Source organism: Cupriavidus sp. LA-1 (assembly GCF_055385985.1).
Map to the genome: position 1 here is coordinate 942,515 of NZ_AP031387.1, position 22,663 is coordinate 965,177.

Below are 22,663 nucleotides of genomic sequence, written 5' to 3' on the forward strand. Positions count from 1 at the left end.
AAATGGTCGCAGTCAAGACTGGATTGCCGCGTCGCCGTTTCGACGTGGTCATCGTCGGTGCTGGCGGCGCCGGGATGCGCGCATCCCTCCAGCTCGCGGAAGCCGGCCTGAACGTGGCCGTGCTGTCCAAGGTGTTCCCGACGCGCTCGCACACGGTGGCGGCACAGGGCGGCATCGGCGCTTCGCTGGGGAACATGAGCGAGGACAACTGGCACTACCACTTCTACGACACCATCAAGGGCTCGGACTGGCTGGGTGACCAGGACGCCATCGAGTTCATGTGCCGTGAAGCCCCGAAGGTCGTGTACGAGCTCGAACACTTCGGCATGCCGTTCGACCGCAACCCCGACGGCACCATCTACCAGCGTCCGTTCGGCGGCCATACGGCCAATTACGGTGAAAAGCCCGTGCAGCGCGCCTGCGCCGCGGCTGACCGTACCGGCCACGCACTGCTGCACACGCTGTACCAGCGCAACGTGCGCGCCAAGACCCACTTCTTCGTCGAGTGGATGGCGCTGGACCTGATCCGCGACCAGGACGGCGACGTGCTGGGCGTGACCGCGCTGGAAATGGAAACCGGCGAGGTCTACATCCTCGAGGCCAAGACCACGCTGTTTGCGACCGGCGGTGCCGGCCGTATCTACGCCGCTTCCACCAATGCCTTCATCAACACCGGTGACGGCCTGGGCATGGCAGCGCGCGCAGGCGTGCCGCTGGAAGACATGGAGTTCTGGCAGTTCCACCCGACCGGCGTGGCCGGCGCGGGCGTGCTGATCACCGAAGGCGTGCGCGGCGAGGGCGGTATCCTGCGCAACAAGGACGGCGAGCGCTTCATGGAACGCTATGCCCCGACGCTGAAGGATCTGGCGCCGCGCGACTTCGTCTCGCGCTCGATGGACCAGGAAATCAAGGAAGGCCGCGGCTGCGGCCCGAACGGCGACTACGTGCTGCTCGACCTGACCCACGTCGGCGCCGAGACCATCATGAAGCGCCTGCCGTCGATCCGCGAAATCGGCATGAAGTTCGCCAATGTCGACGCGATCAAGGAACCGATCCCGGTGGTCCCGACCATCCATTACCAGATGGGCGGCATTCCGACCAACTTCCACGGCCAGGTCGTGGTGCCGAAGAACGGCAACCCGAACGAAGTCCTGAACGGTTTCTACGCGATCGGCGAATGCTCGTGCGTGTCGGTGCACGGCGCCAACCGCCTGGGCACCAACTCGCTGCTCGACCTGGTGGTGTTCGGCCGTGCCGCCGGCAACCACATCATCGCGCAGAACCTGAAGCAGAAGGAACACAAGCCGCTGCCGGCCGATGCCGCCGACCTGGCGATGTCGCGCCTGGCCAAGCTGCAGGCCACGTCGTCGGGCGAGTACACGCAGGACGTCGCCAACGACATCCGCAAGAACATGCAGTCGCATGCCGGCGTGTTCCGTACCCAGAAGCTGATGGACGAAGGCGTCGAGCGCATCCTGGAAGTATCCGAGCGCGCCAACAACATCCACCTGAAGGACAAGTCCAAGGTCTTCAACACCGCGCTGGTGGAAGCCCTGGAAGTGGCCAACCTGGTGGAAGTGGCCAAGGCCACCATGATCTCGGCGGCCGCCCGCAAGGAATCGCGCGGTGCGCACGCGCACAGCGACTTCCCGAACCGCGACGACCAGAACTGGCTCAAGCACACGCTGTTCTACAGCGAAGGCAACCGCCTCGACTACAAGCCGGTGAAGATGGAGCCGCTGACGGTGGAAAGCGTTCCGCCGAAGGCCCGTACTTTCTGAGCACCGCATCGTAGAGAAAACAGGACCCACAGAAATGAAGCGTATTTTCGAAGTCTACCGCTACGATCCGGACAAGGATGCGGCACCGCGCATGCAGACCTACGAGGTCGAGCTGGACGGTCACGAGCGCATGCTGCTGGACGCGCTGGTCAAGCTGAAGAAGCTGGACGAGACCATCTCGTTCCGCCGTTCGTGCCGCGAAGGCGTGTGCGGCTCGGACGCGATGAACATCAACGGCAAGAACGGCCTGGCCTGCCTGACCAATATGCGCGAGCTGCCGGACCGCATCGTGCTGCGTCCGCTGCCCGGCCTGCCGGTGGTGCGCGACCTGATCGTCGACATGACGAACTTCTTCAAGCAGTACAACTCGATCAAGCCGTTCCTGATCAACGACGAACCGCCGCCCGAGAAAGAGCGCCTGCAGTCGCCGGAAGAGCGTGACGAGCTGGACGGCCTGTATGAGTGCATTCTCTGCGCCAGCTGCTCGACGTCGTGCCCGTCGTTCTGGTGGAACCCGGACAAGTTCGTCGGCCCCGCCGGCCTGCTGCAGGCTTACCGCTTCATCGCGGACAGCCGCGACCAGGCCACCAGCGAGCGTCTGGACAACCTGAACGACCCGTACCGCCTGTTCCGTTGCCACAGCATCATGAACTGCGTCGATGTGTGCCCGAAGGGTCTGAACCCGACCAAGGCCATCGGCAAGATCAAGGAGCTGATGGTCCGCCGCGCGGTCTGATCCGGCGGCTGTCTGCAGTAGTTGTAAGCGACACGTCAGCCCGAGCGGCTATATCGGGCTGGCGTGTCGGAAGTAGGAAGCCATGACTGAGAGTCCTGCCACCACTTTCTCCCATCAGGCCGATCCGCACAAGCGCGCCCGCCTGCGCTGGCGCGCCCGCCGCGGCCTCCTGGAGAACGACATCATCGTCGAACGTTTTTTCAACCGTTACGAGGAGAGCCTGTCCGACGAGGACGTGGCTTCGCTGAGCACCCTGTTCGAACTCAGCGACAACGAGTTGATGGACCTGCTCCTTGCGCGCAAGGAACTGGACGGTGAGCTCGACACGCCCCCGATGCAGCGAGTCATCACCCTGCTGCGTACGGTCTGAGTTTTGGTCAACATTATTATTCACAGCATTTGAAGGATCCGACATGACGCCGTCCGATGTGAAAGCCACGCTATCGTTCTCCGATGGTTCCCCCAGCGTTGAGCTGCCGATCTACACGGGCACCGTTGGCCCGGACGTAATCGACATTCGCAAGCTGTACGGACAGACCGGTAAGTTCACTTACGACCCCGGTTTCATGTCGACGGCTTCGTGCAATTCCAAGATCACCTATATCGATGGTGACAAGGGCGAACTGCTGTACCGCGGCTACCCGATCGAGCAACTGGCGCAGAAGTGCGACCACCTCGAGACCTGCTACCTGCTGCTCAAGGGCGAACTGCCCAACGCCAGGCAGAAGGAAGAGTTCGTCAGCTCGGTGATGAACCACACCATGGTTCACGAGCAGCTGCAGTTCTTCCTGCGCGGCTTCCGCCGCGATGCCCACCCGATGGCGGTGCTGACCGGCCTGGTGGGTGCCATGAGCGCCTTCTACCACGACGCGATGGACATCGACGATCCGCACCAGCGCGAGATCTCGGCCATCCGCCTGATCGCCAAGATGCCGACCCTGGTCGCCATGGCGTACAAGTACAACATCGGCCAGCCGTACATCTACCCGCAGAACGACCTGTCCTACTCGGGCAACTTCATGCGCATGATGTTCGGCACGCCGTGCGCCCCGTACACCGTGAACCCGGTGCTGGAGCGCGCGCTGGACCGCATCTTCATCCTGCACGCCGACCACGAGCAGAACGCGTCGACCTCGACCGTGCGCCTGGCCGGTTCGTCGGGCACCAACCCGTTCGCAGCCATCGCCGCCGGCGTGGCCTGCCTGTGGGGTCCGGCCCACGGCGGCGCCAACGAAGCCGCGCTGAAGATGCTGGAAGAAATCGGCAGCGTCGACAACATCAATGAGTTCATCAAGCAGGTCAAGGACAAGAACTCGGGCGTGCGCCTGATGGGCTTTGGCCACCGCGTGTACAAGAACTACGATCCGCGCGCCAAGCTGATGCGCGAAACCTGCCATGAAGTGCTGGAAGAGCTGGGTCTGCACAACGACCCGCTGTTCAAGCTGGCCATGGAGCTGGAAAAGATCGCACTGGAAGACGAGTACTTCGTCAGCCGCAAGCTGTACCCGAACGTCGACTTCTACTCGGGCATCGTCCAGCGCGCGCTGGGCATCCCGACGTCGCTGTTCACCTGCATCTTCGCGCTGGCGCGTACCCCGGGCTGGATCTCGCAGTGGGAAGAGATGATTACCGATCCGGAATACAAGATTGGTCGTCCGCGTCAGCTGTTTGTTGGTGCGGCTACCCGTGAAGTGCCGGATATGGCCAAGCGGTAAGCGGTTGGGATTTGTTTGGCCGCTTTGATGTTGCGGTATGGGAAACGCCTCGGGTATTGCCGGGGCGTTTTTTTTTGCGGGGCTTCCTGCTCGTTGGGTTGCTTGGGTATGGCGGTCGGGTTTGATGTTGTCGTAGGTTTTGCGGCCTGGTTCCGCCCTGCTGGGCGGGTCACTTTTTGTCCGAGCGACAAAAAGTAACCAAAAAACGCGTCGCCTCTGGCGGCTGGCCACCAATTCCTCGGCGGGGGTGGTTCCAGCGGCGGTGATTTCCGTTCGATGGGGTAGGTGGTTCGACCCTGCTACGCTCCCGGGATGTGCCTTGCGTCCTGGGACTATTGGACGAACCCGACTTTAGGCTGTTGGCAGCCTTCTAACCAGGTTATCGGTAGGACGCCTACGGCTGCGCTGCGCGCACTCAGTATCGTAGGTCGGGGGCTCGGGCACGGAGTGCGTCGCTGCGCTCGCACGGCGTTATCGCGAATGATGCCGGGCCAAAGAAAAAAAATCAGGGCGTGGCCGCTAGTTCTGCCACGTTAGGACATGCGCGTAGCGCAGCCGAAGGCGTCCGACCGACGCCGTGATTAGGAGGCTGCCAATAGCCTAAAGTCGGGTTCGTCCAATAGTCCGTTGATGTGGGCACAGACAGGGTGCGTAGCAGGCCTGAACCACCACCCCCATCGACCGGAAATCACCGCCGCCCGCACCACCGACGCCGAGGAATTGGTGGCCAGCCGCCAGAGGCGACGCGTTTTTTGGTTACTTTTTGTCGCTCGGACAAAAAGTGACCCGCCCAGCAGGGCGGAACCAGGCGGTTAAACCTACGACAACATCGAACCCGACCGACATACCCGAGCAAGCCAACGAGCAGAAGAAGTGCCTCCTACACCAATCCGTACCGCAATGCACAAAAGTGGTGATAAAAGCAATTTGTGGGCAATCGTGCCGCAGTCTGGCGATCTGGTCCGCCATATATTGTGCAAATTTAGCATCCGTCAGGAAATTTGACCCTATAATGCGGGCTGCTTTGCCGACGGCAGCCGGGCCACCCTTCCGGCATGCGGTGTGGCAAGCGGGGCAGGCGAATCGCTTGCGCAATAGAGAACGCATCAATCGTTGTCTTTCCGAACCTTGGTCCCCATTACCTCAGCGGGACTGACACATGCCGGGCCCCGCAAAAGCTGTCTCTCCCTTGCTGGCCCGTCTTCCGCGTCTCGGGCGTCTTTATCTGTAGTCCGCGGGTGTTGTTCGATTGCGCAGGTCATACCGTTTCTGCCCGGTTGACCCAAACATAAATCGAGGAGCTCCTGATGACGCTGTCCCGTCTTACGTCCATCTCGCTGGCCGCCATGCTGGCCACCTTTGGCGCCGCCGCCAACGCTGAAACCGTGAAGATTGCCATTGCCGGCCCGATGAGTGGCTCGGTGGCGCAGTATGGCGACATGGTCAAGGCCGGTGCGCTGACCGCCATCGAACAGATCAATGCAGCCGGCGGCGCCGGCGGCAACAAGTTCGAAGTGGTGATGATGGACGATGCCTGCGAGCCGAAGCAGGCCGTGGCGGTTGCGAACAAGATCGTCAGCCAGAACATCAAGTACGTGATCGGCCACGTCTGCTCGGGCTCGACCATCCCGGCCTCGGATATCTACGAGAACGAAGGCATCGTGATGGTGACGCCGTCGGCCACCGCGCCGCAGCTGACCGAGACCAAGAAGCGCAAGTTCATCTTCCGCACCATCGGCCGCGACGACCAGCAGGGCCCGGCTGCCGCCCAGTACATCATCAGCAAGGTCAAGCCGAAGAAGGTTGCCGTGCTGCACGACAAGCAGTCGTATGGCCAGGGCATCGCCAGCTCGGTGAAGAAGGACCTGGAAGCCGCCAAGATCCCGGTGGCCGTGTTCGAAGGCATCAACGCCGGCGACTCGGACTACTCCGCGGTCATCACCAAGCTCAAGTCGCAGGGCGTGGACTTTGTCTACTTCGGCGGCTACCACCCGGAAATGGGCCTGCTGCTGCGCCAGGCGCGCGAGCAGGGCGTGAAGGCCACCTTCATGGGCCCCGAGGGCGTGGGCAACAAGGACGTGACGGCGATTGCCGGCCCGTCCTCGGAAGGCATGCTGGTGACGCTGCCGGCCGACTTCTCGGCCGACCCGGCCAACGCCGCGCTGGTGAAGGCCTTTGCCGACAAGAAGCGTGACGCCAACGGTCCGTTCCAGATGCCGGCCTATGCCGCCGTCAAGATCATCGGCGACGCCATTGCCGGGGCCAAGAGCACCGATCCGGCCAAGGTCGCGGCGTACATGCACAAGAACGCCTTCCAGACCCCGATCGGCAAGGTCGAGTACGACGACAAGGGCGACCTGAAGTCCTTCAAGTTCGTGGTCTACACCTGGCACAAGGACGCCAGCAAGACGGCCGCCAACTAAGCCGGCGCTTTTCCACGCACACGCCCCGCCCGGGCCCCGGGCGGGGCGTTCTGGTATCCGGCTTCAAGTTCCTGAGGCTTCCCCAATGAATGAATTCCTTCCACAGTTCACCCAGCAGCTGGTCAACGGCCTGACGCTGGGTGCGATCTATGCGCTGATTGCCATCGGCTACACAATGGTCTACGGCATCATCGGCATGATCAATTTCGCGCACGGCGAGATTTACATGATCGGTGCCTATGTCGGCCTGGTCACGCTCACCGCGATCGGCGCCCAGGCAGGCTACCCCCTGCCGCTGGTGCTGGGCGCCGCCTTGCTGGTCTCGGTGCTGGTCACCGGCGTCTACGGCTATGCGGTCGAGCGGGTGGCATACCGGCCCTTGCGCGGCGGACCGCGGCTGGTGCCGCTGATCTCCGCCATCGGCATGTCGATCTTCCTGCAGAACTATGTCCAGATCGGGCAGGGCGCGCGCGACGTGTCGGTGCCGGTGCTGATCTCGGGCGCCATCGAGTTCCAGATGGGCGGCGACTTCACCGTGACGGTGCCTTACTCGCGCCTGCTGATCGTGGGCGTGACGCTGCTGCTGATGATCGCGCTGACGCTGTTCATCGGCCGCTCGCGCATGGGCCGCGCCTGCCGTGCCTGCGCCGAGGACATGCGCATGGCCAACCTGCTGGGCATCGACACCAACAAGGTGATCTCCTTCACCTTCGTGCTGGGCGCGATGCTGGCGGCGGTGGGCGGCGTGCTGATCGGGCTGACCATCGGCAAGCTCAATCCCTTCATCGGCTTTATCGCCGGCATCAAGGCCTTTACCGCGGCGGTGCTGGGCGGCATCGGCAGCATCCCGGGCGCGATGCTCGGCGGCGTGCTGCTGGGCCTGGCGGAGACCTTCGCCTCGGGCTACATGCCGGCCGAATACAAGGACGTGGTTGCGTTCAGCCTGCTGGTGCTGGTGCTGCTGTTCCGTCCGACCGGGCTGCTGGGCAAGCCTGATGTCGAAAAGGTCTGAGGGAGGACGAGACCATGACTAACAAAGTTGGCGCAATACCCGCCGGGCAAGCCGCACGCGCTGCGGCGCCGGGCCAGTCGCTGAAGAACGCGATCACCGCGGCCGTGATGACGGCCATCCTGACCATCCCCATCCTGGGCCTGCAGCTCAAGCTGGAAGGCTACAAGGTGGTGCTTGAGCCGCACTGGCGGCCGGTGTGGATCGCCGTGGCGGCGGTCTTCCTGTTCCAGCTGTTCAAGCCGATGCTGTCGCGTGCCGGCAATGCCGTGCGCCTGCCGGCGGTGCCGCAGCTCGGCGCGCGCCAGCAGCGCGTGGCGGTATGGGTGCTGCTGGCAGTGGGGCTGGTGTGGCCGTTCTTCGGCTCGCGCGGCGCGGTCGACGTGGCCACGCTGGCGCTGATCTACGTGATCCTGGGGCTGGGCCTGAATATCGTGGTGGGCTATGCCGGCCTGCTCGACCTGGGCTATGTCGGCTTCTACGCCATCGGCGGCTATACCTACGCGCTGCTCAACCAGTATTTCGGGCTGAGCTTCTGGGAATGCCTGCCGATCGCCGCGGGGATGTCGGCCACCTTCGGCTTTATTCTCGGCTTCCCGGTGCTGCGCCTGCGCGGCGACTACCTGGCCATCGTGACGCTGGGCTTCGGCGAGATCATTCGCCTGCTGGCCAACAACCTGACCAGCCTGACCGGCGGCCCGGACGGCGTCTCGGGCATCCCGAAGCCGACCGTGTTCGGCATCGAGATGGCGCGCAGCGCGAGCGTGGAGGGCGCCAGGACCTTCCATGAACTGCTCGGCTGGGACTACAGCGGCCAGCACATGGTGATCTTCCTCTACCTGCTGGCGCTGCTGCTGGTCGGCTTCACGCTGTTCGTGACCGGCCGGCTGATCCGCATGCCGATGGGCCGCGCCTGGGAAGCGCTGCGCGACGACGAGATCGCGTGCCGTTCGCTGGGCCTGAACCCGACCCGCATCAAGCTGTCGGCGTTCACGCTGGGGGCTTCGTTCGCCGGCATCGGCGGCGCCTTCTTCGCGGCGCGCCAGGGGCTGGTCAATCCGGAATCGTTCACCTTCATCGAGTCGGCGCTGATCCTGGCGGTGGTGGTGCTGGGCGGCATGGGCTCGCAGCTGGGCGTGATCCTGGCGGCGATCCTGCTGACCGTGCTGCCCGAGGTGGCGCGTGGCTTTGCCGAATATCGCATGCTGATCTTCGGCCTGGTGATGGTGCTGATGATGATGTGGCGTCCGCAGGGCCTGCTGCCCGCGAGCCGTCCCCACGTGGAGTTGCCGCGATGACGAATATGCAAGCAGCGGAACTGCTGAAAGTCTCCGGCCTGCAGATGCGCTTCGGCGGCCTGCTGGCGGTGGACGGTATTGATTTCGATGTGCGCAGCGACGAGGTCTTCGCCATCATCGGCCCCAACGGTGCCGGCAAGACCACGGTGTTCAACTGCGTCGGCGGCTTCTACAAGCCCACCGCCGGCGCGGTCACGCTGGATGGCCACGCCATCGCCGGCCTGCCCAGCCACCAGGTGGCGCGCAAGGGCCTGGTGCGGACCTTCCAGAATATCCGCCTGTTCAAGTCGCTGACGGTGGTGGAAAACCTGCTGGTGGCGCAGCACCGCCAGGTGCAGACCGGCATCCTGCGCGGCCTCTTTGCCACGCCGGCCTACCGCCGTGCCGAGCGCGAAGCGCTGGAGCGCGCCGCGGTCTGGCTCGAGCGCATGAACCTGACATCGGTGGCCAACCGCGAGGCGGGCACGCTGTCGTACGGCCACCAGCGCCGGCTGGAGATCGCGCGCTGCATGATCACCAAGCCCCGCCTGCTGATGCTGGACGAACCGGCGGCCGGCCTGAACCCGCAGGAGAAGATCGAACTGCAGCAGCTGATCGACCAGCTGCGCCGCGAGTTCAACATCGCCGTGCTGCTGATCGAGCACGACATGAGCCTGGTGATGGGCGTGTCGGACCGCATCCTGGTGATGGAGCACGGCAAGCCGATCGTGATCGGCAAACCGGACGCCGTGCGTAACGACCCGCGCGTGATCAAGGCCTACCTGGGAGAGGACTGATGCTGAAGCTGGAACAGGTCCATACCCACTACGGCGCCGTCGAGGCGCTGTCGGGCGTATCGATCGAAGTCAACAAGGGGGAGATCGTCACCCTGATCGGCAGCAACGGCGCCGGCAAGACGACGCTGATGATGACCGTGTGCGGCACGCCGCGCGCCTCGAGCGGGCGCGTGCTGTTCGAAGGGGAGGACATCACCAACCGGTCCACGCACGAGATCATGCGCCTTGGCATGGCGATCTCGCCCGAGGGCCGGCGCGTGTTTCCGAGCCTGACGGTGCTGGAAAACCTGAAGATGGGCGCGTTCTTCGCCAGGCGCGACGAGATCGAGGCCGGCATCGAGCACGTGTTCAAGCTGTTCCCGCGCCTGAACCAGCGCGCCAGCCAGCGTGCCGGCACCATGTCGGGCGGCGAGCAGCAGATGCTGGCGATCGGCCGCGCGCTGATGAGCCGGCCGCGCCTGCTGCTGCTGGACGAGCCCACGCTCGGCCTGGCACCGCTGATCATCGCGCAGATCTTCGACATCATCCGCACCATTCGTGACGAAGGCGTCACTGTGTTCCTGGTCGAGCAGAACGCCAACAAGGCGCTGCAGGTCGCGGACCGGGGCTATGTGCTGGAAACCGGCAAGGTGGTGCTGGCCGATACCGGCGCCAACCTGCTGGCCAACGACCGCATCAAGGCCGCCTACCTGGGCGGCTGATCCTGGCAGGCCGCCGTCCCGCCTGGCGGGGCCGCGGCCTTCCTTCCCCCGCGTTTTCGCCATCCGCGAAATCCCCCTTTCGCCAATCACATTACATTCCAGCCGCCGCCCGGGCCGGGCAGGGGGCTGACTGCCGCACCCCTGTGGCATAATTGATTGCACAGTCAAGCATCGCAGTCACGCTTGAAATAACGCTCGCTTCAGGCGGCTTCCGGCGCGATCATGCGTTATCGCATTGCCATCGTATCGGCACGCCGCTTCGCTCGCCACCGCGACCGAAGCGAATAAAACCCCTGCAAACTACTGCGCGGTTTCCGCGGGCCTCTCCTGCCAGGGACGGGTCGGTCGGGCCGCCATCGCATCATGGCCAAGACGCTCTACGACAAACTCTGGGATGACCACACCGTCCACGTCGAGGAAGACGGCACCACGCTGCTCTACATCGACCGCCACCTGCTGCACGAAGTGACCAGCCCGCAGGCGTTCGAGGGGCTGAAGCTGGCGCAGCGTCCGGTATGGCGCATCAGCGCCAACCTGGCCGTGTCCGACCACAATGTGCCGACCACCGACCGCAGCCAGGGCATTGCCGATCCGGTGTCGAAGCTGCAGGTCGATACGCTGGATGCGAACTGCGACAGCTATGGCATCACCCAGTTCAAGATGAACGACCACCGCCAGGGCATCGTGCACGTGATCGGGCCGGAGCAGGGCGCGACGCTGCCGGGCATGACGGTGGTGTGCGGCGACTCGCATACCAGCACGCACGGCGCGTTCGGCGCACTGGCGCATGGCATCGGCACCTCCGAAGTGGAACACGTGCTGGCCACGCAGACGCTGCTGGGCAAGAAGGCCAAGAACATGCTGGTCAGGGTGGAAGGCAAGCTGCCGCGCGGCTGCACCGCCAAGGACATCGTGCTGGCGGTGATCGGCAAGATCGGCACCGCGGGCGGTACCGGCTTCACCATCGAGTTCGCCGGCTCGGCCATCCGCGACCTGACCATGGAAGGCCGCATGACGGTCTGCAACATGGCCATCGAGGCGGGCGCGCGCGCCGGCCTGGTGGCGGTGGACGCCGTCACGCTGGAGTACGTGAAGGGCCGCCCGTACGCGCCGCAGGGCGTGGAATGGGAGCAGGCCGTCGGCTACTGGCGCACGCTGCATTCGGACGCTGGTGCCAAGTTCGACCAGGTGGTAGAACTGCGCGCGGAAGATGTTCGCCCGCAAGTGACCTGGGGCACCTCGCCGGAAATGGTGATCAGCATCGAAGACCGCGTGCCGGATCCCGAGAAGGAAAAGGACCCGAACAAGCGCAACGCCATGGAGCGCGCGCTGGAATACATGGGCCTGCAGCCCAACGTGCCGGTCGAGAGCATCAATATCGACAAGGTCTTTATCGGTTCCTGCACCAACAGCCGCATCGAAGACATGCGCGCGGCCGCCTGGGTGGTGCAGAAGCTGGGCCGCAAGATCGCCTCGAACGTGAAGCTGGCGCTGGTGGTGCCGGGTTCGGGCCTGGTCAAGGAACAGGCCGAGCGCGAAGGCCTGGACAAGATCTTCAAGGCCGCCGGCTTTGAATGGCGCGAGCCGGGCTGCTCGATGTGCCTGGCCATGAATGCCGACCGCCTCGATGCGGGCGAGCGCTGCGCCTCGACCTCGAACCGCAACTTCGAAGGCCGCCAGGGCGCGGGCGGGCGCACGCACCTGGTAAGCCCGGCGATGGCCGCGGCCGCCGCCATCGAAGGCCATTTCGTCGATATCCGCAAGCTCGGCTGAGGACGCGATGGCAGCGATGAAAAGGATCCTGATCGCATTGCTGGCATGCCTGGGCATGCTGCAGCTGGCCGGCTGCAACACCATGGCCGGCCTGGGCAAGGACACGCAGGCCGCCGGCAGCTCGCTCGAGCGCGCGGCCAAGAAGTAAGGAAAGAGACATGGACAAGTTCACTGTACACAGCGGTCTCGTGGCACCGCTCGACCGCGAAAACGTCGATACCGACGCCATCATCCCGAAGCAGTTCCTGAAGTCGATCCAGCGCACCGGCTTTGGCCCCAACCTGTTCGACGAGTGGCGCTACAAGGATGTCGGCCAGCCCGGCATGGACAACAGCAAGCGCCCGCTGAACCCGGACTTCGTGCTGAACCAGCCGCGCTACCAGGGCGCTTCGATCCTGCTGGCGCGCCGCAACTTCGGCTGCGGCAGCTCGCGCGAGCACGCACCGTGGGCGCTGACGCAATTCGGCTTCCGCGCCGTGATCGCGCCCAGCTTTGCCGACATCTTCTTCAACAACTGCTACAAGAACGGCCTGCTGCCGGTGGTGCTGACCGAGCAGCAGGTCGACCACCTGTTCAACGAGACCAACGCCTTCAACGGCTACAAGCTGACCATCGACCTGGACAAGCAGGTGGTGCTGACGGCCGGCGGCCAGGCGTATGAGTTCGACATCGCCCCGTTCCGCAAGTACTGCATGCTCAACGGCTTCGACGATATCGGCCTGACCCTGCGCCATGCCGACAAGATCAAGGCCTACGAGGCCGAGCGCGTGGCGAAGATGCCGTGGCTGAACAACCGCCTGGTCGGCTGAACGCCGTACGGACATAAAACAAGGAAGACACAGCATGAAGATCGCAGTCCTGCCCGGTGACGGCATTGGTCCCGAAATCGTCGCGGAGGCCGTCAAGGTCCTGAACGCGCTCGACGAGAAGTTCGAACTCGAAACCGCCCCGGTGGGCGGCGCCGGCTACGAGGCCGAAGGCCATCCGCTGCCGGAGAACACCCTGAAGCTGGCCAAGGAGGCCGACGCCATCCTGTTCGGCGCCGTCGGCGACTGGAAGTACGACAGCCTGGATCGACCGCTGCGCCCCGAGCAGGCCATCCTGGGCCTGCGCAAGCACCTGCAGCTGTTCGCCAACTTCCGCCCGGCGATCTGCTATCCGGAACTGACCGGCGCCTCCAGCCTGAAGCCCGAGCTGGTGGCCGGCCTGGACATCCTGATCGTGCGCGAACTGAACGGCGATATTTACTTCGGCCAGCCGCGCGGCGTGCGCGAAGCGCCGGACGGCCTGTTCAAGGGCGCGCGCGAAGGCTTCGACACGATGCGCTACAGCGAGCCCGAGATCCGCCGCATCGCCCACGTGGCGTTCCAGGCCGCCGCCAAGCGCGGCAAGAAGCTGTGCAGCGTCGACAAGGCCAACGTGCTCGAGACCTTCCAGTTCTGGAAGGACATCGTGATCGAGGTGCACAAGGAGTACCCTGAGGTCGAGCTGTCGCACATGTATGTGGACAACGCGGCCATGCAGCTGGTCAAGGCGCCCAAGAGCTTCGACGTGATCGTCACCGGCAATATGTTCGGCGACATCCTGTCGGACGAGGCCGCCATGCTGACGGGCTCGATCGGCATGCTGCCGTCGGCTTCGCTGGATGCCAACAACAAGGGCCTTTACGAGCCGTCGCACGGCTCGGCGCCGGACATCGCCGGCAAGGGCGTGGCCAATCCGCTGGCCACCATCCTGTCGGCGGCGATGATGCTGCGCTACTCGCTGAACCGCGCCGAGCAGGCCGACCGCATCGAGAACGCGGTCAAGACGGTGCTGGCCCAGGGCTATCGCACCGGCGACATCCTGACGCCGGGCTGCAAGCAGGTCGGCACCCGCGAGATGGGTGACGCGGTGCTGGCGGCACTGTAAGTCACACGCCAAACAGGGGCACCGCAAGCGCGGTGCCCCTGTTTTATTTGTCCCTTATTTCCACGCTGCGGCAGCGCCGCAAAATCGTGTAGACTTTCCGGATGGCCCGATTTTCCCAGTCCACCCTGACTGCTGCTGTTGCCCTGACCGCTACCCGCGGCCCGGTCGGCACGATTTCGCTCGGCCAATCTGCAACGACGATTAAAACCACTATTAAAACCGCGATCGCCTAGATCCGTTCGTCGTGCCTGCCCGTCTTCCCCGCGCAGCCACGCCGGGCGAGGAAAATGGCGGGGAAGTTCAAATCACATCGAGGTAAGTCATGATTGTAGGTCTCGTCGGTTGGCGGGGAATGGTTGGCAGCGTCCTGATGCAACGCATGCAGGAAGAGCGTGATTTCGACCATATCGAGCCTGTCTTCTTCAGCACGTCCAATGCCGGCGGCAAGGCGCCCGCCATGGCCAGGAACGAAACCACGCTGAAAGATGCCAATGACATCGAAGCGCTGAAGAAGTGCGACGTGGTCCTGACCGCCCAGGGCGGCGACTACACCAACGAGGTCTTCCCCAAGCTGCGCGTGGCCGGCTGGAAGGGCTACTGGATCGACGCGGCGTCCTCGCTGCGCATGAAGGACGATGCCATCATCGTGCTGGATCCGGTCAACCAGGGCGTGATCAAGGACGCGCTGTCCAAGGGCGTCAAGAATTTCATCGGCGGCAACTGCACGGTCAGCTGCATGCTGATGGGCCTGGGCGGCCTGTTCCAGGCCGACCTGATCGAGTGGATGACCTCGATGACGTACCAGGCGGCCTCGGGCGGCGGCGCGCAGCATATGCGCGAACTGCTGACCCAGTTCGGCACCCTGAACGCGTCGGTCAAGCCGCTGCTGGACAACCCGGCCTCGGCCATCCTGGAAATCGACCGCACCATCCTGTCGACCCAGCACGGCCTGTCCGCCGAGGAAACGAAGCAGTTCGGCGTGCCGCTGGCCGGCAACCTGATTCCCTGGATCGACAAGGACCTGGGCAACGGCCAGTCCAAGGAAGAGTGGAAGGGCGGCGCCGAGACCAACAAGATCCTGGGCCGCGGCGAGGGCTTCCTGGGTGCGACCGGCGCCACGCCGATCGCCGTGGACGGCCTGTGCGTGCGCATCGGCGCGATGCGCTGCCACTCGCAGGCGCTGACCATCAAGCTGCGCCGCGACGTGCCGCTCGATGAGATCGAAGGCATGCTCGCCGCCCACAACCCGTGGGCCAAGGTGGTGCCGAATACGCGCGAAGCCAGCATGACCGACCTGACCCCCGCTGCCGTGACCGGCACGCTGACGATCCCGGTCGGCCGCCTGCGCAAGATGCAGATGGGCGGCGAGTACCTGTCGGCCTTCACGGTCGGCGACCAGCTGCTGTGGGGCGCGGCCGAGCCGCTGCGCCGCATGCTGCGTATCCTGATCGAATCCTGATCCGGGGCTGCCACCTGTTGCCTGGCTGCGTCCGTTGCAGCCAGGCAACAGAATGGATCGCTTTGTCAACAACGCCGCGCCCATGCGCGGCGTTGTTGTATCCGGGCGCCTATTTTCCCGGGCGATGCGTCACAATACGCCGGCATGCGCCCCGCGCCTGCAGGTGCTGGCGCCTGCACGCGGGCTGGCAAAGGGGCCGTTCAGAATGTCCCGCCAGCCGGGCGGACCTGGTTTATGGGGTCGGTTTGTCGATTCATATCGCTACTAAAACATAACGGAGCATAAGGTGAGTGTGAGCCAACATCGCCGGAAAGATGCGCCTACTGCCCGTCAGCGCTGGTCAACGCTGGCCGTCACGGCACTGGGCCTGCTGCTTGCGCAGCCGGCCGCGTATGCCGCGGGGTTCGGGCAATTGCGGGTACAGTCGAATCTGGGGCAGCCGCTGCAGGCTGAGATCGACATCAGTGGGGTCAGTGCCGAGGAGGCCGCGGGGCTCAGCGTCAAGCTGGCGCCGCCAGCGGCCTATGCCGCGGCCGGGCTGACCTATCTGCCGGCGGTCGGCAGCCTGCGGCTGGAGGTCGAGCGCCGCCCGAACGGCAGCTATGTGGCCCGGGTCCGCTCCAGCCAGCCGATCAGCGAGCCCTTTGTCGACCTTCTGGTCGACATGAGCTGGGCCAGCGGCAAGGTCTCGCGCGCCTATACCTTCCTGCTTGACCCGGCCGGGGCCAGGCCTTCCAACCAGACTTTCTCGCCGGCGACGGTGGTGCCGGCCGCGACGCCGGATGCACCGCCGGCAGCGGCCGCACCGCAGCCCGCGCCCGCGCAGCAGACTGCGCCTGCCGCCGCGGCCGAGATTGCCAGGCCGGCCGCACCCGTGCGCCCGGCCCGCCAGGGCGCGAAGCGCGCCGCGGCGCCGGCCGCCAGCGGCGGCGCCGACATGGCGCCCGGCGGCGGCTATACCGTGCAGCGCGGCGACACGCTTTCCAGCATTGCCGGCGAGGCCGTGCAAGGCCAGGAATCGGTCTCGCTGGACCAGATGCTGGTGGCGCTCTATCGCAACAACCCCAACGCCTTTATCGGCGGCAACATCAACCGGCTGCGCAGCGGCGCGGTGCTGCAGGTCCCGACTCAGCAGCAGGTGCAAGCCGTGACGCCGAAGGCCGCCCGCCGCGAGGTGGTGGCGCGTACGCAGGGCTTCGATGCCTACCGCAGCCGGCTGGCCAGCGCGGCCGCGGCCAAGTCGGTCGAGCCCGACAGCGGGCGCCAGCAATCGGGCAACGTGACCGCCCGCGTGCAGGAGCAGGCCGCCCCGGCCGACGGCCCGCGCGATGAACTGAAGCTCAGCAAGGCCGCGCGTGGCGCGCAGGCCGACGCTGCGGCCAAGGCCGAAGCCGGCATCGCGCGCGAGCGCGAGCTCAAGGAGGCGCAAGCGCGCCTGGCGCAGCTGGAAAAGAACGTCGGCGACATGCAGAAGCTGCTCGAGCTGAAGAACGCCGAGATTGCCAAGCTGAGCCAGGCCAACCAGGCCGCGCTGGCCGACAAGGAAAAGGCTGACGCAGCGGCCAAGGCCGCGGCGGCGGCGCCGACCGTGGTGGCGGCCCAGCCGCCGAAGGCCGATGCCGTGGCCCCGGCTGCTGCCGCCGCAACGGTTGCCGCACCCGCTGCAACCGCTGTTGCGGCAGCCAGCGCACCCGCCGCGGCAACGGCCGGCGCCAGCGCCGCGGATGCTGCGGCCCCGGCTGCTGCCTCCGCCGTGGCCGCAGCGCCCGCCTCGCAGCCGGCTGCCGCCGTGGCTGCCAAGGCCGCGCAGGATGCGGGCGCGGCATCGGCCCCCGCTGCCAAGCGCCCGCCGCCGGTGGTGGCCCAGCCCGAGCCGGTGCCTCAACCGTCGTTCGTCGACGGCCTGCTGGCCAATCCCATGCTGCTGCCCGGCGGCGGCCTGCTGGTGGCATTGCTGGGCGTCTACGCGATCTACCGCCGCCGCCAGCAGCAGAAGACGAGCGAGACGACCGGCTTCGGCGACAGCGTCCTGTCGCAGGAAAGTACGGTGATGGCCGGCGCCAATTCGCTGTTCGGCACGGCCGGCGGGCAGAGCGTCGATACCTCGCAGCACAGCGTGTTCGGTGCGGACTTCCGCATCGGCAACAACACGCCGGAAGCCAACGAGGTCGACCCCATCGCCGAGGCCGAGGTCTATATCGCCTATGGGCGCGATGTGCAGGCAGAGGAAATCCTGCGCGAAGCCCTGGAGAAAAACCCGGAGCAGCAGCCGGTACGGCTCAAGCTCCTGGAGATTTACAGCAACAGACAGGATGTGGAAGGGTTCCGCGTGATTGCAGAAGAAATGTTCGCCCAGACCGGCGGACAAGGGGCGGAATGGCTGAAGGCAGCAGAAATGGGGCGCGCGCTTGAACCGGGCAACGCGCTCTTCCTGGTGGTAACGCCAGAGTCCGCCGGTCCCGAGACGGCGTCGCTCACGATGGACCAGTGGCGCACTCAGGATCCGTCGCATGACCCGGCCGCGATCCCGCGGCTGGAGCCGTCGCTGGGCGACCTGGCGCTGCCGCTGGACGCCTTCCCGGCACCGGCCGCCGGCGACCCGATCGTCGCCCCGGCCTCTGCCGCCATGGTGTTCGGCGCTGAGGCGCAGGATGCCGGCGAGGCCGTGCGCCTGGACCTTGGCTTGCCGGAGGCCGGCGTCGACCCGCTTGCCGACGACGTGCCCACGCTCGACACGCCGACCCGCGGCCGTCCGCTGGAGTTCGACATGTCCGGGCTGTCGCTCGACCTGGGCGGTGCCTCGCTGGACGACGCGCGCAGCAAGACCGTGCTGGACGAGGCCACCGCGCCGCTGCCGGCCGCCACCATGCTGCGCGACGGCAAGCTGGCCGAGCCGATCGACCTGTCGCGGGTGGCGCCCGACACCGGCGGCGTCCTCACGCATGGGGTCTCGCCGAGCACGCTGTCGGCCGACGGCATGGACGGCGGGCGCGACATGCAGATCAAGCTGGACCTGGCCCGCGCCTATATCGAGATCGGCGACAAGGAAGGCGCGCGCGAGCTGCTGCAGGAAGTGGTCGAGCAGTCGCAGGACCCGCTGCAGGCCGAGGCCCGTTCCCTGCTCAAGGAAGTGGCCTGAGCTATCATTGACGGTCCGGCTGCGGCACGCGCTGCCGCGGCCTGAAGCGATGCGCCGGAAGCGTCCCTTCCGGCGCATTTGCTTTTCCGGCGGGCCTGGCGTGAACCACTGCGCCTGAAGCCGTGCCCGCCGCCTTGCCTGATCCCCTGACATGAACCGCATCGCTCTTGGCCTGCACTACGACGGCGCCGCCTTTTCGGGCTGGCAGTCGCAGCCGCACCGCAACACCGTCCAGGACCGCCTGGAAGACGCCATCGAGCGCTTTGCCGGCGTGCGCCTGCTGACCACGGTGGCGGGGCGCACCGATACCGGCGTGCATGCGCTTGGCCAGGTCATCCACCTGGATACTGCACTGGAGCGCGAGCCTTTTTCCTGGGTGCGCGGCGTCAATGCCTTCCTGCCGCCATCGATCGCGCTGCAGTGGGCATTGCCGGTCGACGATGGCTTCCATGCCCGTTTCCTGGCGTTCGAGCGCATGTACTACTACGCGCTCTACACCGGCCCGCACCGCGTGCCGCTGGTGCATGGCCGCGCCGGCTACCAGATGCTGCCGCCGGGCCAGCGGCTGGACGTGGACGCCATGCGCGAGGCGGCAGCCTGCCTGATCGGCGAGCACGATTTTTCCGCCTTCCGCGCGGCTGAATGCCAGGCCAAGTCGCCGGTCAAGACCATGTACGACGTCACCATCCGGGACGACGGCAACTGGGTGTTCCTGCGCTTTCGCGCCAGCGCCTTCCTGCACCACATGGTGCGCAACCTGATGGGCTGCCTGGTGGCGGTGGGGCGCGGACGCTACCCGGCGCAGTGGCTGGCGCAGGTGCTGGCCGGGCGCGAGCGCAAGCTGGCGGCGCCGACGTTTATGCCGGACGGCCTCTACCTCGTCGGCGTCAAGTATCCTGATCCTTACCGGCTTCCCGCGGCCGATCCGTCCGCAAGCCTGTTCCATGGAGTCTTCGATGACGCATCCTGAGGCCGCCAAAGGCAGCACGACGCACATGCCGGCCCGCACCCGCATCAAGATCTGCGGCCTGACCCGCGAGGAGGATGTGCGCGCCGCCGTGGACGCCGGCGCCGACGCCATCGGCCTGGTGTTCTACCCCAAGAGCCCGCGCTACGTCGACGTGGCGCGCGCGGCGGCGCTGGCCGAGGCCGCTGGCCCGTTCGTGGCGATCACGGGGCTGTTCGTCAACGCCGACCTGGAAGACATCGCCCATGTGGCAGAGCGGGTGCCGCTGACGCTGCTGCAACTGCACGGCGACGAGACTCCCCAGTTCTGCTCGCAGGCATCGCAGCGCTGCCGGCTGCCGTTCCTGCGCGCCGCCCGTGTCCGCCCGGGCCTCGATTTGGTAGAATTCGCCGATCAATACCGTGATGCCGCTGCCTTGCTGCTCGACGCCTTCGTCGAAGGCTATGGCGGTGGCGGCCACGTCTTCGACTGGACCCTGATTCCTCCGGCATGGCTTCCGCCTACTCCCCCGGTACCAGCTACCGGCAACCCGAACGCAAGCGGCGCTCCTCGCATCGTTTTGAGTGGTGGGTTGAACGCGCAAAACGTCGCTGGCGCGATTGAACGCGTGCGGCCCTACGCTGTGGATGTCAGCAGCGGGGTAGAGGCCGCCAGGGGCGTGAAGGACCACGCCCGCATCGCCGCGTTCGTGCGCGCAGTGCGCAGTACCGAGGCAGGATGAGCCGGGCCGTCTTTCGCGTCTCCCGCGTCTTTCCCCATGCCGCCCGTGACCTGCCGCTTGCGGGCACACGCATCGCAGTCAACCATGCGCCCTTGCCGGATGAGGCAAGGCCGCTGTTCTGAAGAGTCTAGACATGTACGACTTGCCCGATTCCCGTGGCCATTTCGGCCCCTATGGCGGCACCTTCGTGTCCGAAACGCTGGTCCACGCGCTCGATGAGCTGCGCGAGGCCTATGCGCACTACCAGAAGGATCCGGAGTTCGATGCCGAATACCGCCGCGAACTGAAGCACTTTGTCGGCCGTCCGTCGCCGATCTACCACGCGCAGCGCTGGAGCGAGACGCTCGGCGGCGCGCAGATCTACTTCAAGCGCGAAGACCTGAACCACACCGGCGCGCACAAGATCAACAACGTGATCGGCCAGGCGCTGCTGGCCAAGCGCATGGGCAAGCCGCGCGTGATCGCCGAGACCGGCGCAGGGCAGCATGGCGTGGCCACCGCCACCATCGCCGCGCGCTTCGGCATGGAGTGCGTGGTCTACATGGGGGCCGAGGACGTCAAGCGCCAGGCCGCCAACGTCTACCGCATGAAGCTGCTGGGCGCCACCGTGGTGCCGGTGGAAAGCGGCTCGCGCACGCTCAAGGACGCGCTCAATGAAGCCATGCGCGACTGGGTCACCAACGTCGAGAACACCTTCTACATCATCGGCACCGTGGCCGGCCCGCACCCGTACCCGATGATGGTGCGCGACTTCCAGTGCGTGATCGGCGAGGAAGCCAAGGTGCAGATGCCGGAAATGACCGGCCGCCAGCCGGATGCCGTGATCGCCTGCGTGGGCGGCGGCTCCAACGCCATGGGTATCTTCTACCCGTACATCGAGCACCAGGACGTGCAGCTGATCGGCGTGGAAGCCGCCGGCGACGGCCTGGACACCGGCCGCCACGCGGCCTCGCTGACCGGCGGCACGCCGGGCGTGCTGCACGGCAACCGCACCTACCTGCTGCAGGACGCCAACGGCCAGATCATCGAGACCCATTCGGTGTCGGCCGGCCTGGACTACCCGGGCGTGGGCCCGGAGCATGCCTGGCTCAAGGACAGCGGCCGCGCGCAGTACGTGCCGATCACGGACGAGGAAGCGCTCAAGGCCTTCCATGACTGCTGCCGCATCGAGGGCATCATCCCGGCGCTGGAATCGAGCCACGCCATCGCCTATGCCTGCAAGCTGGCGCCGACGCTGCCCAAGGACAAGCTGCTGCTGGTGAACCTGTCCGGACGCGGCGACAAGGACATGCACACCGTGGCCGAGCGCGCGGGGCTCAAGCTCTGATGCGCGCGCTGCCTCCGACCGGACTTGCCGTGGGCGGCGCGGGTGCACCGGATGCGTCCGGTGCGCCCGATTCCGCCCAGTTGCGCCTGTTCCAGGAAGACATGTTCGAGGGCATTGCCCGCCTGCCGGACGGCTCGGTCGACCTGATCGTCGCCGATCCGCCCTACGGGCTGGGCAAGGACTACGGCAACGATTCCGACCTGCTGTCGGGCCAGGCGTACCTGGACTGGTCCGAGCGCTGGATGGACGCGGTCGTGCCCAAGCTCGCACCCAAGGGCACGCTCTACCTGTTCTGCACCTGGCAGTACTCGCCCGAGTTGTTCGTGATGCTCAAGCGGCGCCTGACCATGATCAACGAGATCATCTGGGACCGCCGCGTGCCCAGCATGGGCGGCACCACGCGCAAGTTCTCGTCGGTCCACGACAACATCGGCTTCTTTGCGCGCGCGCGCGACTACTACTTCGATCTCGACCCGGTCCGCATCCCGTACGACCCCGAGACCAAGAAGGCACGCAGCCGCCCGCGTTTCGAAGGCAAGAAGTGGCTGGAGGTGGGCTACAACCCGAAGGACCTGTGGAGCGTCTCGCGCATCCACCGCCAGGATCCGGAGCGCGCCAACCATCCGACGCAGAAGCCGCTGGAGATCGTCGAGCGCATGGTGCTGTCGAGCTGCCCGCCGGGCGGCCTGGTGCTGGACCCGTTCGCCGGCAGCGGCACCACCGCGGTGGCCTGCCTGCGCCACGGGCGGCGCTTTGCCGGCTACGAGATCAATCCGGAGTATGTGCAGGTGGCGTGCGGCCGTGTCTCCGCCGCCGCCGCGGCCCTTGCCGTCACGAACGCTGCCGCCGAACCTGCCGCCACCCCAACCCTGGCCGCCGCCAACGACGATGTCTCGCCGGCGCCGCGGCCTCACCTGATTCCCTGAT

The 22,663-nt window shown here is 65.9% G+C and carries 19 protein-coding genes; all 19 read left to right on the forward strand.

Going from position 1 to position 22,663, the window contains the following annotated elements:
• Nucleotides 1–2: 2 nt before the first annotated feature.
• The 19 genes from sdhA to ACZ5MJ_RS04580 all read left to right on the forward strand — a co-directional run bounded on the left by sdhA (nt 3) and on the right by ACZ5MJ_RS04580 (nt 22,662).
• Nucleotides 3–1,781, forward strand: a complete 1,779-nt coding sequence (sdhA, locus tag ACZ5MJ_RS04490; protein ID WP_011298474.1) for a succinate dehydrogenase flavoprotein subunit — start codon at nt 3–5, stop codon at nt 1,779–1,781.
• Between the two features lie 34 nt (nt 1,782–1,815).
• A complete protein-coding gene (locus ACZ5MJ_RS04495; protein ID WP_011298473.1) occupies nt 1,816–2,517 on the forward strand; it encodes a succinate dehydrogenase iron-sulfur subunit in 702 nt (233 codons plus the stop codon).
• Between the two features lie 82 nt (nt 2,518–2,599).
• A complete protein-coding gene (locus tag ACZ5MJ_RS04500; protein ID WP_018309460.1) occupies nt 2,600–2,887 on the forward strand; it encodes an FAD assembly factor SdhE in 288 nt (95 codons plus the stop codon).
• Nucleotides 2,888–2,930: 43 nt separating this feature from the next.
• Nucleotides 2,931–4,232 (forward strand): citrate synthase, encoded by a 1,302-nt coding sequence (gene gltA, locus ACZ5MJ_RS04505; protein WP_464222644.1) that lies wholly within the window; start codon nt 2,931–2,933, stop codon nt 4,230–4,232.
• Nucleotides 4,233–5,539: 1,307 nt separating this feature from the next.
• Nucleotides 5,540–6,655 carry a branched-chain amino acid ABC transporter substrate-binding protein gene (locus ACZ5MJ_RS04510; protein ID WP_464222645.1) on the forward strand — a complete coding sequence of 372 codons (1,116 nt, stop codon included), beginning with the start codon at nt 5,540–5,542 and terminating at the stop codon, nt 6,653–6,655.
• Nucleotides 6,656–6,740: 85 nt separating this feature from the next.
• A complete protein-coding gene (livH, locus tag ACZ5MJ_RS04515; protein ID WP_432257677.1) occupies nt 6,741–7,667 on the forward strand; it encodes a high-affinity branched-chain amino acid ABC transporter permease LivH in 927 nt (308 codons plus the stop codon).
• Nucleotides 7,668–7,681: 14 nt separating this feature from the next.
• Nucleotides 7,682–8,962 carry a high-affinity branched-chain amino acid ABC transporter permease LivM gene (locus ACZ5MJ_RS04520; RefSeq protein WP_464222646.1) on the forward strand — a complete coding sequence of 427 codons (1,281 nt, stop codon included), beginning with the start codon at nt 7,682–7,684 and terminating at the stop codon, nt 8,960–8,962.
• Nucleotides 8,963–8,967: 5 nt separating this feature from the next.
• A complete protein-coding gene (gene livG, locus ACZ5MJ_RS04525) occupies nt 8,968–9,738 on the forward strand; it encodes a high-affinity branched-chain amino acid ABC transporter ATP-binding protein LivG (protein WP_464223650.1) in 771 nt (256 codons plus the stop codon).
• Nucleotides 9,738–10,439: an ABC transporter ATP-binding protein gene (locus ACZ5MJ_RS04530; protein ID WP_464222647.1), complete on the forward strand. Its 702-nt coding sequence runs from the start codon at nt 9,738–9,740 to the stop codon at nt 10,437–10,439. The genes livG and ACZ5MJ_RS04530 overlap by 1 nt, the downstream gene beginning before the upstream one ends.
• 363 nt (nt 10,440–10,802) lie before the next feature.
• Nucleotides 10,803–12,212 (forward strand): 3-isopropylmalate dehydratase large subunit, encoded by a 1,410-nt coding sequence (leuC, locus tag ACZ5MJ_RS04535; protein ID WP_464222648.1) that lies wholly within the window; start codon nt 10,803–10,805, stop codon nt 12,210–12,212.
• 16 nt (nt 12,213–12,228) lie between these two features.
• The gene (locus ACZ5MJ_RS04540; RefSeq protein ID WP_464223651.1) at nt 12,229–12,360 is read left to right on the forward strand and encodes an entericidin A/B family lipoprotein; all 132 of its coding nucleotides are present in this window, start codon (nt 12,229–12,231) and stop codon (nt 12,358–12,360) included.
• 10 nt (nt 12,361–12,370) lie between these two features.
• Complete coding sequence (gene leuD / locus ACZ5MJ_RS04545; protein ID WP_464222649.1) at nt 12,371–13,021, forward strand: 3-isopropylmalate dehydratase small subunit; 651 nt, start codon at nt 12,371–12,373, stop codon at nt 13,019–13,021.
• 34 nt (nt 13,022–13,055) lie between these two features.
• On the forward strand, nt 13,056–14,123 hold the full coding sequence (gene leuB, locus ACZ5MJ_RS04550) for a 3-isopropylmalate dehydrogenase (RefSeq protein WP_464222650.1): 1,068 nt from the start codon (nt 13,056–13,058) through the stop codon (nt 14,121–14,123).
• Between the two features lie 322 nt (nt 14,124–14,445).
• Nucleotides 14,446–15,582 (forward strand): aspartate-semialdehyde dehydrogenase, encoded by a 1,137-nt coding sequence (gene asd, locus ACZ5MJ_RS04555; RefSeq protein ID WP_464222651.1) that lies wholly within the window; start codon nt 14,446–14,448, stop codon nt 15,580–15,582.
• A gap of 286 nt (nt 15,583–15,868) precedes the next feature.
• Complete coding sequence (locus ACZ5MJ_RS04560) at nt 15,869–18,721, forward strand: motility hub landmark protein FimV (protein WP_464222653.1); 2,853 nt, start codon at nt 15,869–15,871, stop codon at nt 18,719–18,721.
• A 151-nt stretch (nt 18,722–18,872) separates the two neighbouring features.
• Entirely contained in the window at nt 18,873–19,691 is an 819-nt protein-coding gene (gene truA / locus ACZ5MJ_RS04565) for a tRNA pseudouridine(38-40) synthase TruA (protein WP_464222654.1), read from the forward strand.
• A complete protein-coding gene (locus ACZ5MJ_RS04570) occupies nt 19,678–20,409 on the forward strand; it encodes a phosphoribosylanthranilate isomerase (RefSeq protein ID WP_464222655.1) in 732 nt (243 codons plus the stop codon). Before truA ends, ACZ5MJ_RS04570 begins: the two co-directional genes overlap by 14 nt.
• A 133-nt stretch (nt 20,410–20,542) precedes the next feature.
• Nucleotides 20,543–21,736, forward strand: a complete 1,194-nt coding sequence (gene trpB / locus ACZ5MJ_RS04575) for a tryptophan synthase subunit beta (RefSeq protein ID WP_010814634.1) — start codon at nt 20,543–20,545, stop codon at nt 21,734–21,736.
• Nucleotides 21,736–22,662 carry a DNA-methyltransferase gene (locus tag ACZ5MJ_RS04580; protein WP_464222657.1) on the forward strand — a complete coding sequence of 309 codons (927 nt, stop codon included), beginning with the start codon at nt 21,736–21,738 and terminating at the stop codon, nt 22,660–22,662. Before trpB ends, ACZ5MJ_RS04580 begins: the two co-directional genes overlap by 1 nt.
• The last annotated feature ends 1 nt before the right edge of the window (nt 22,663 follow it).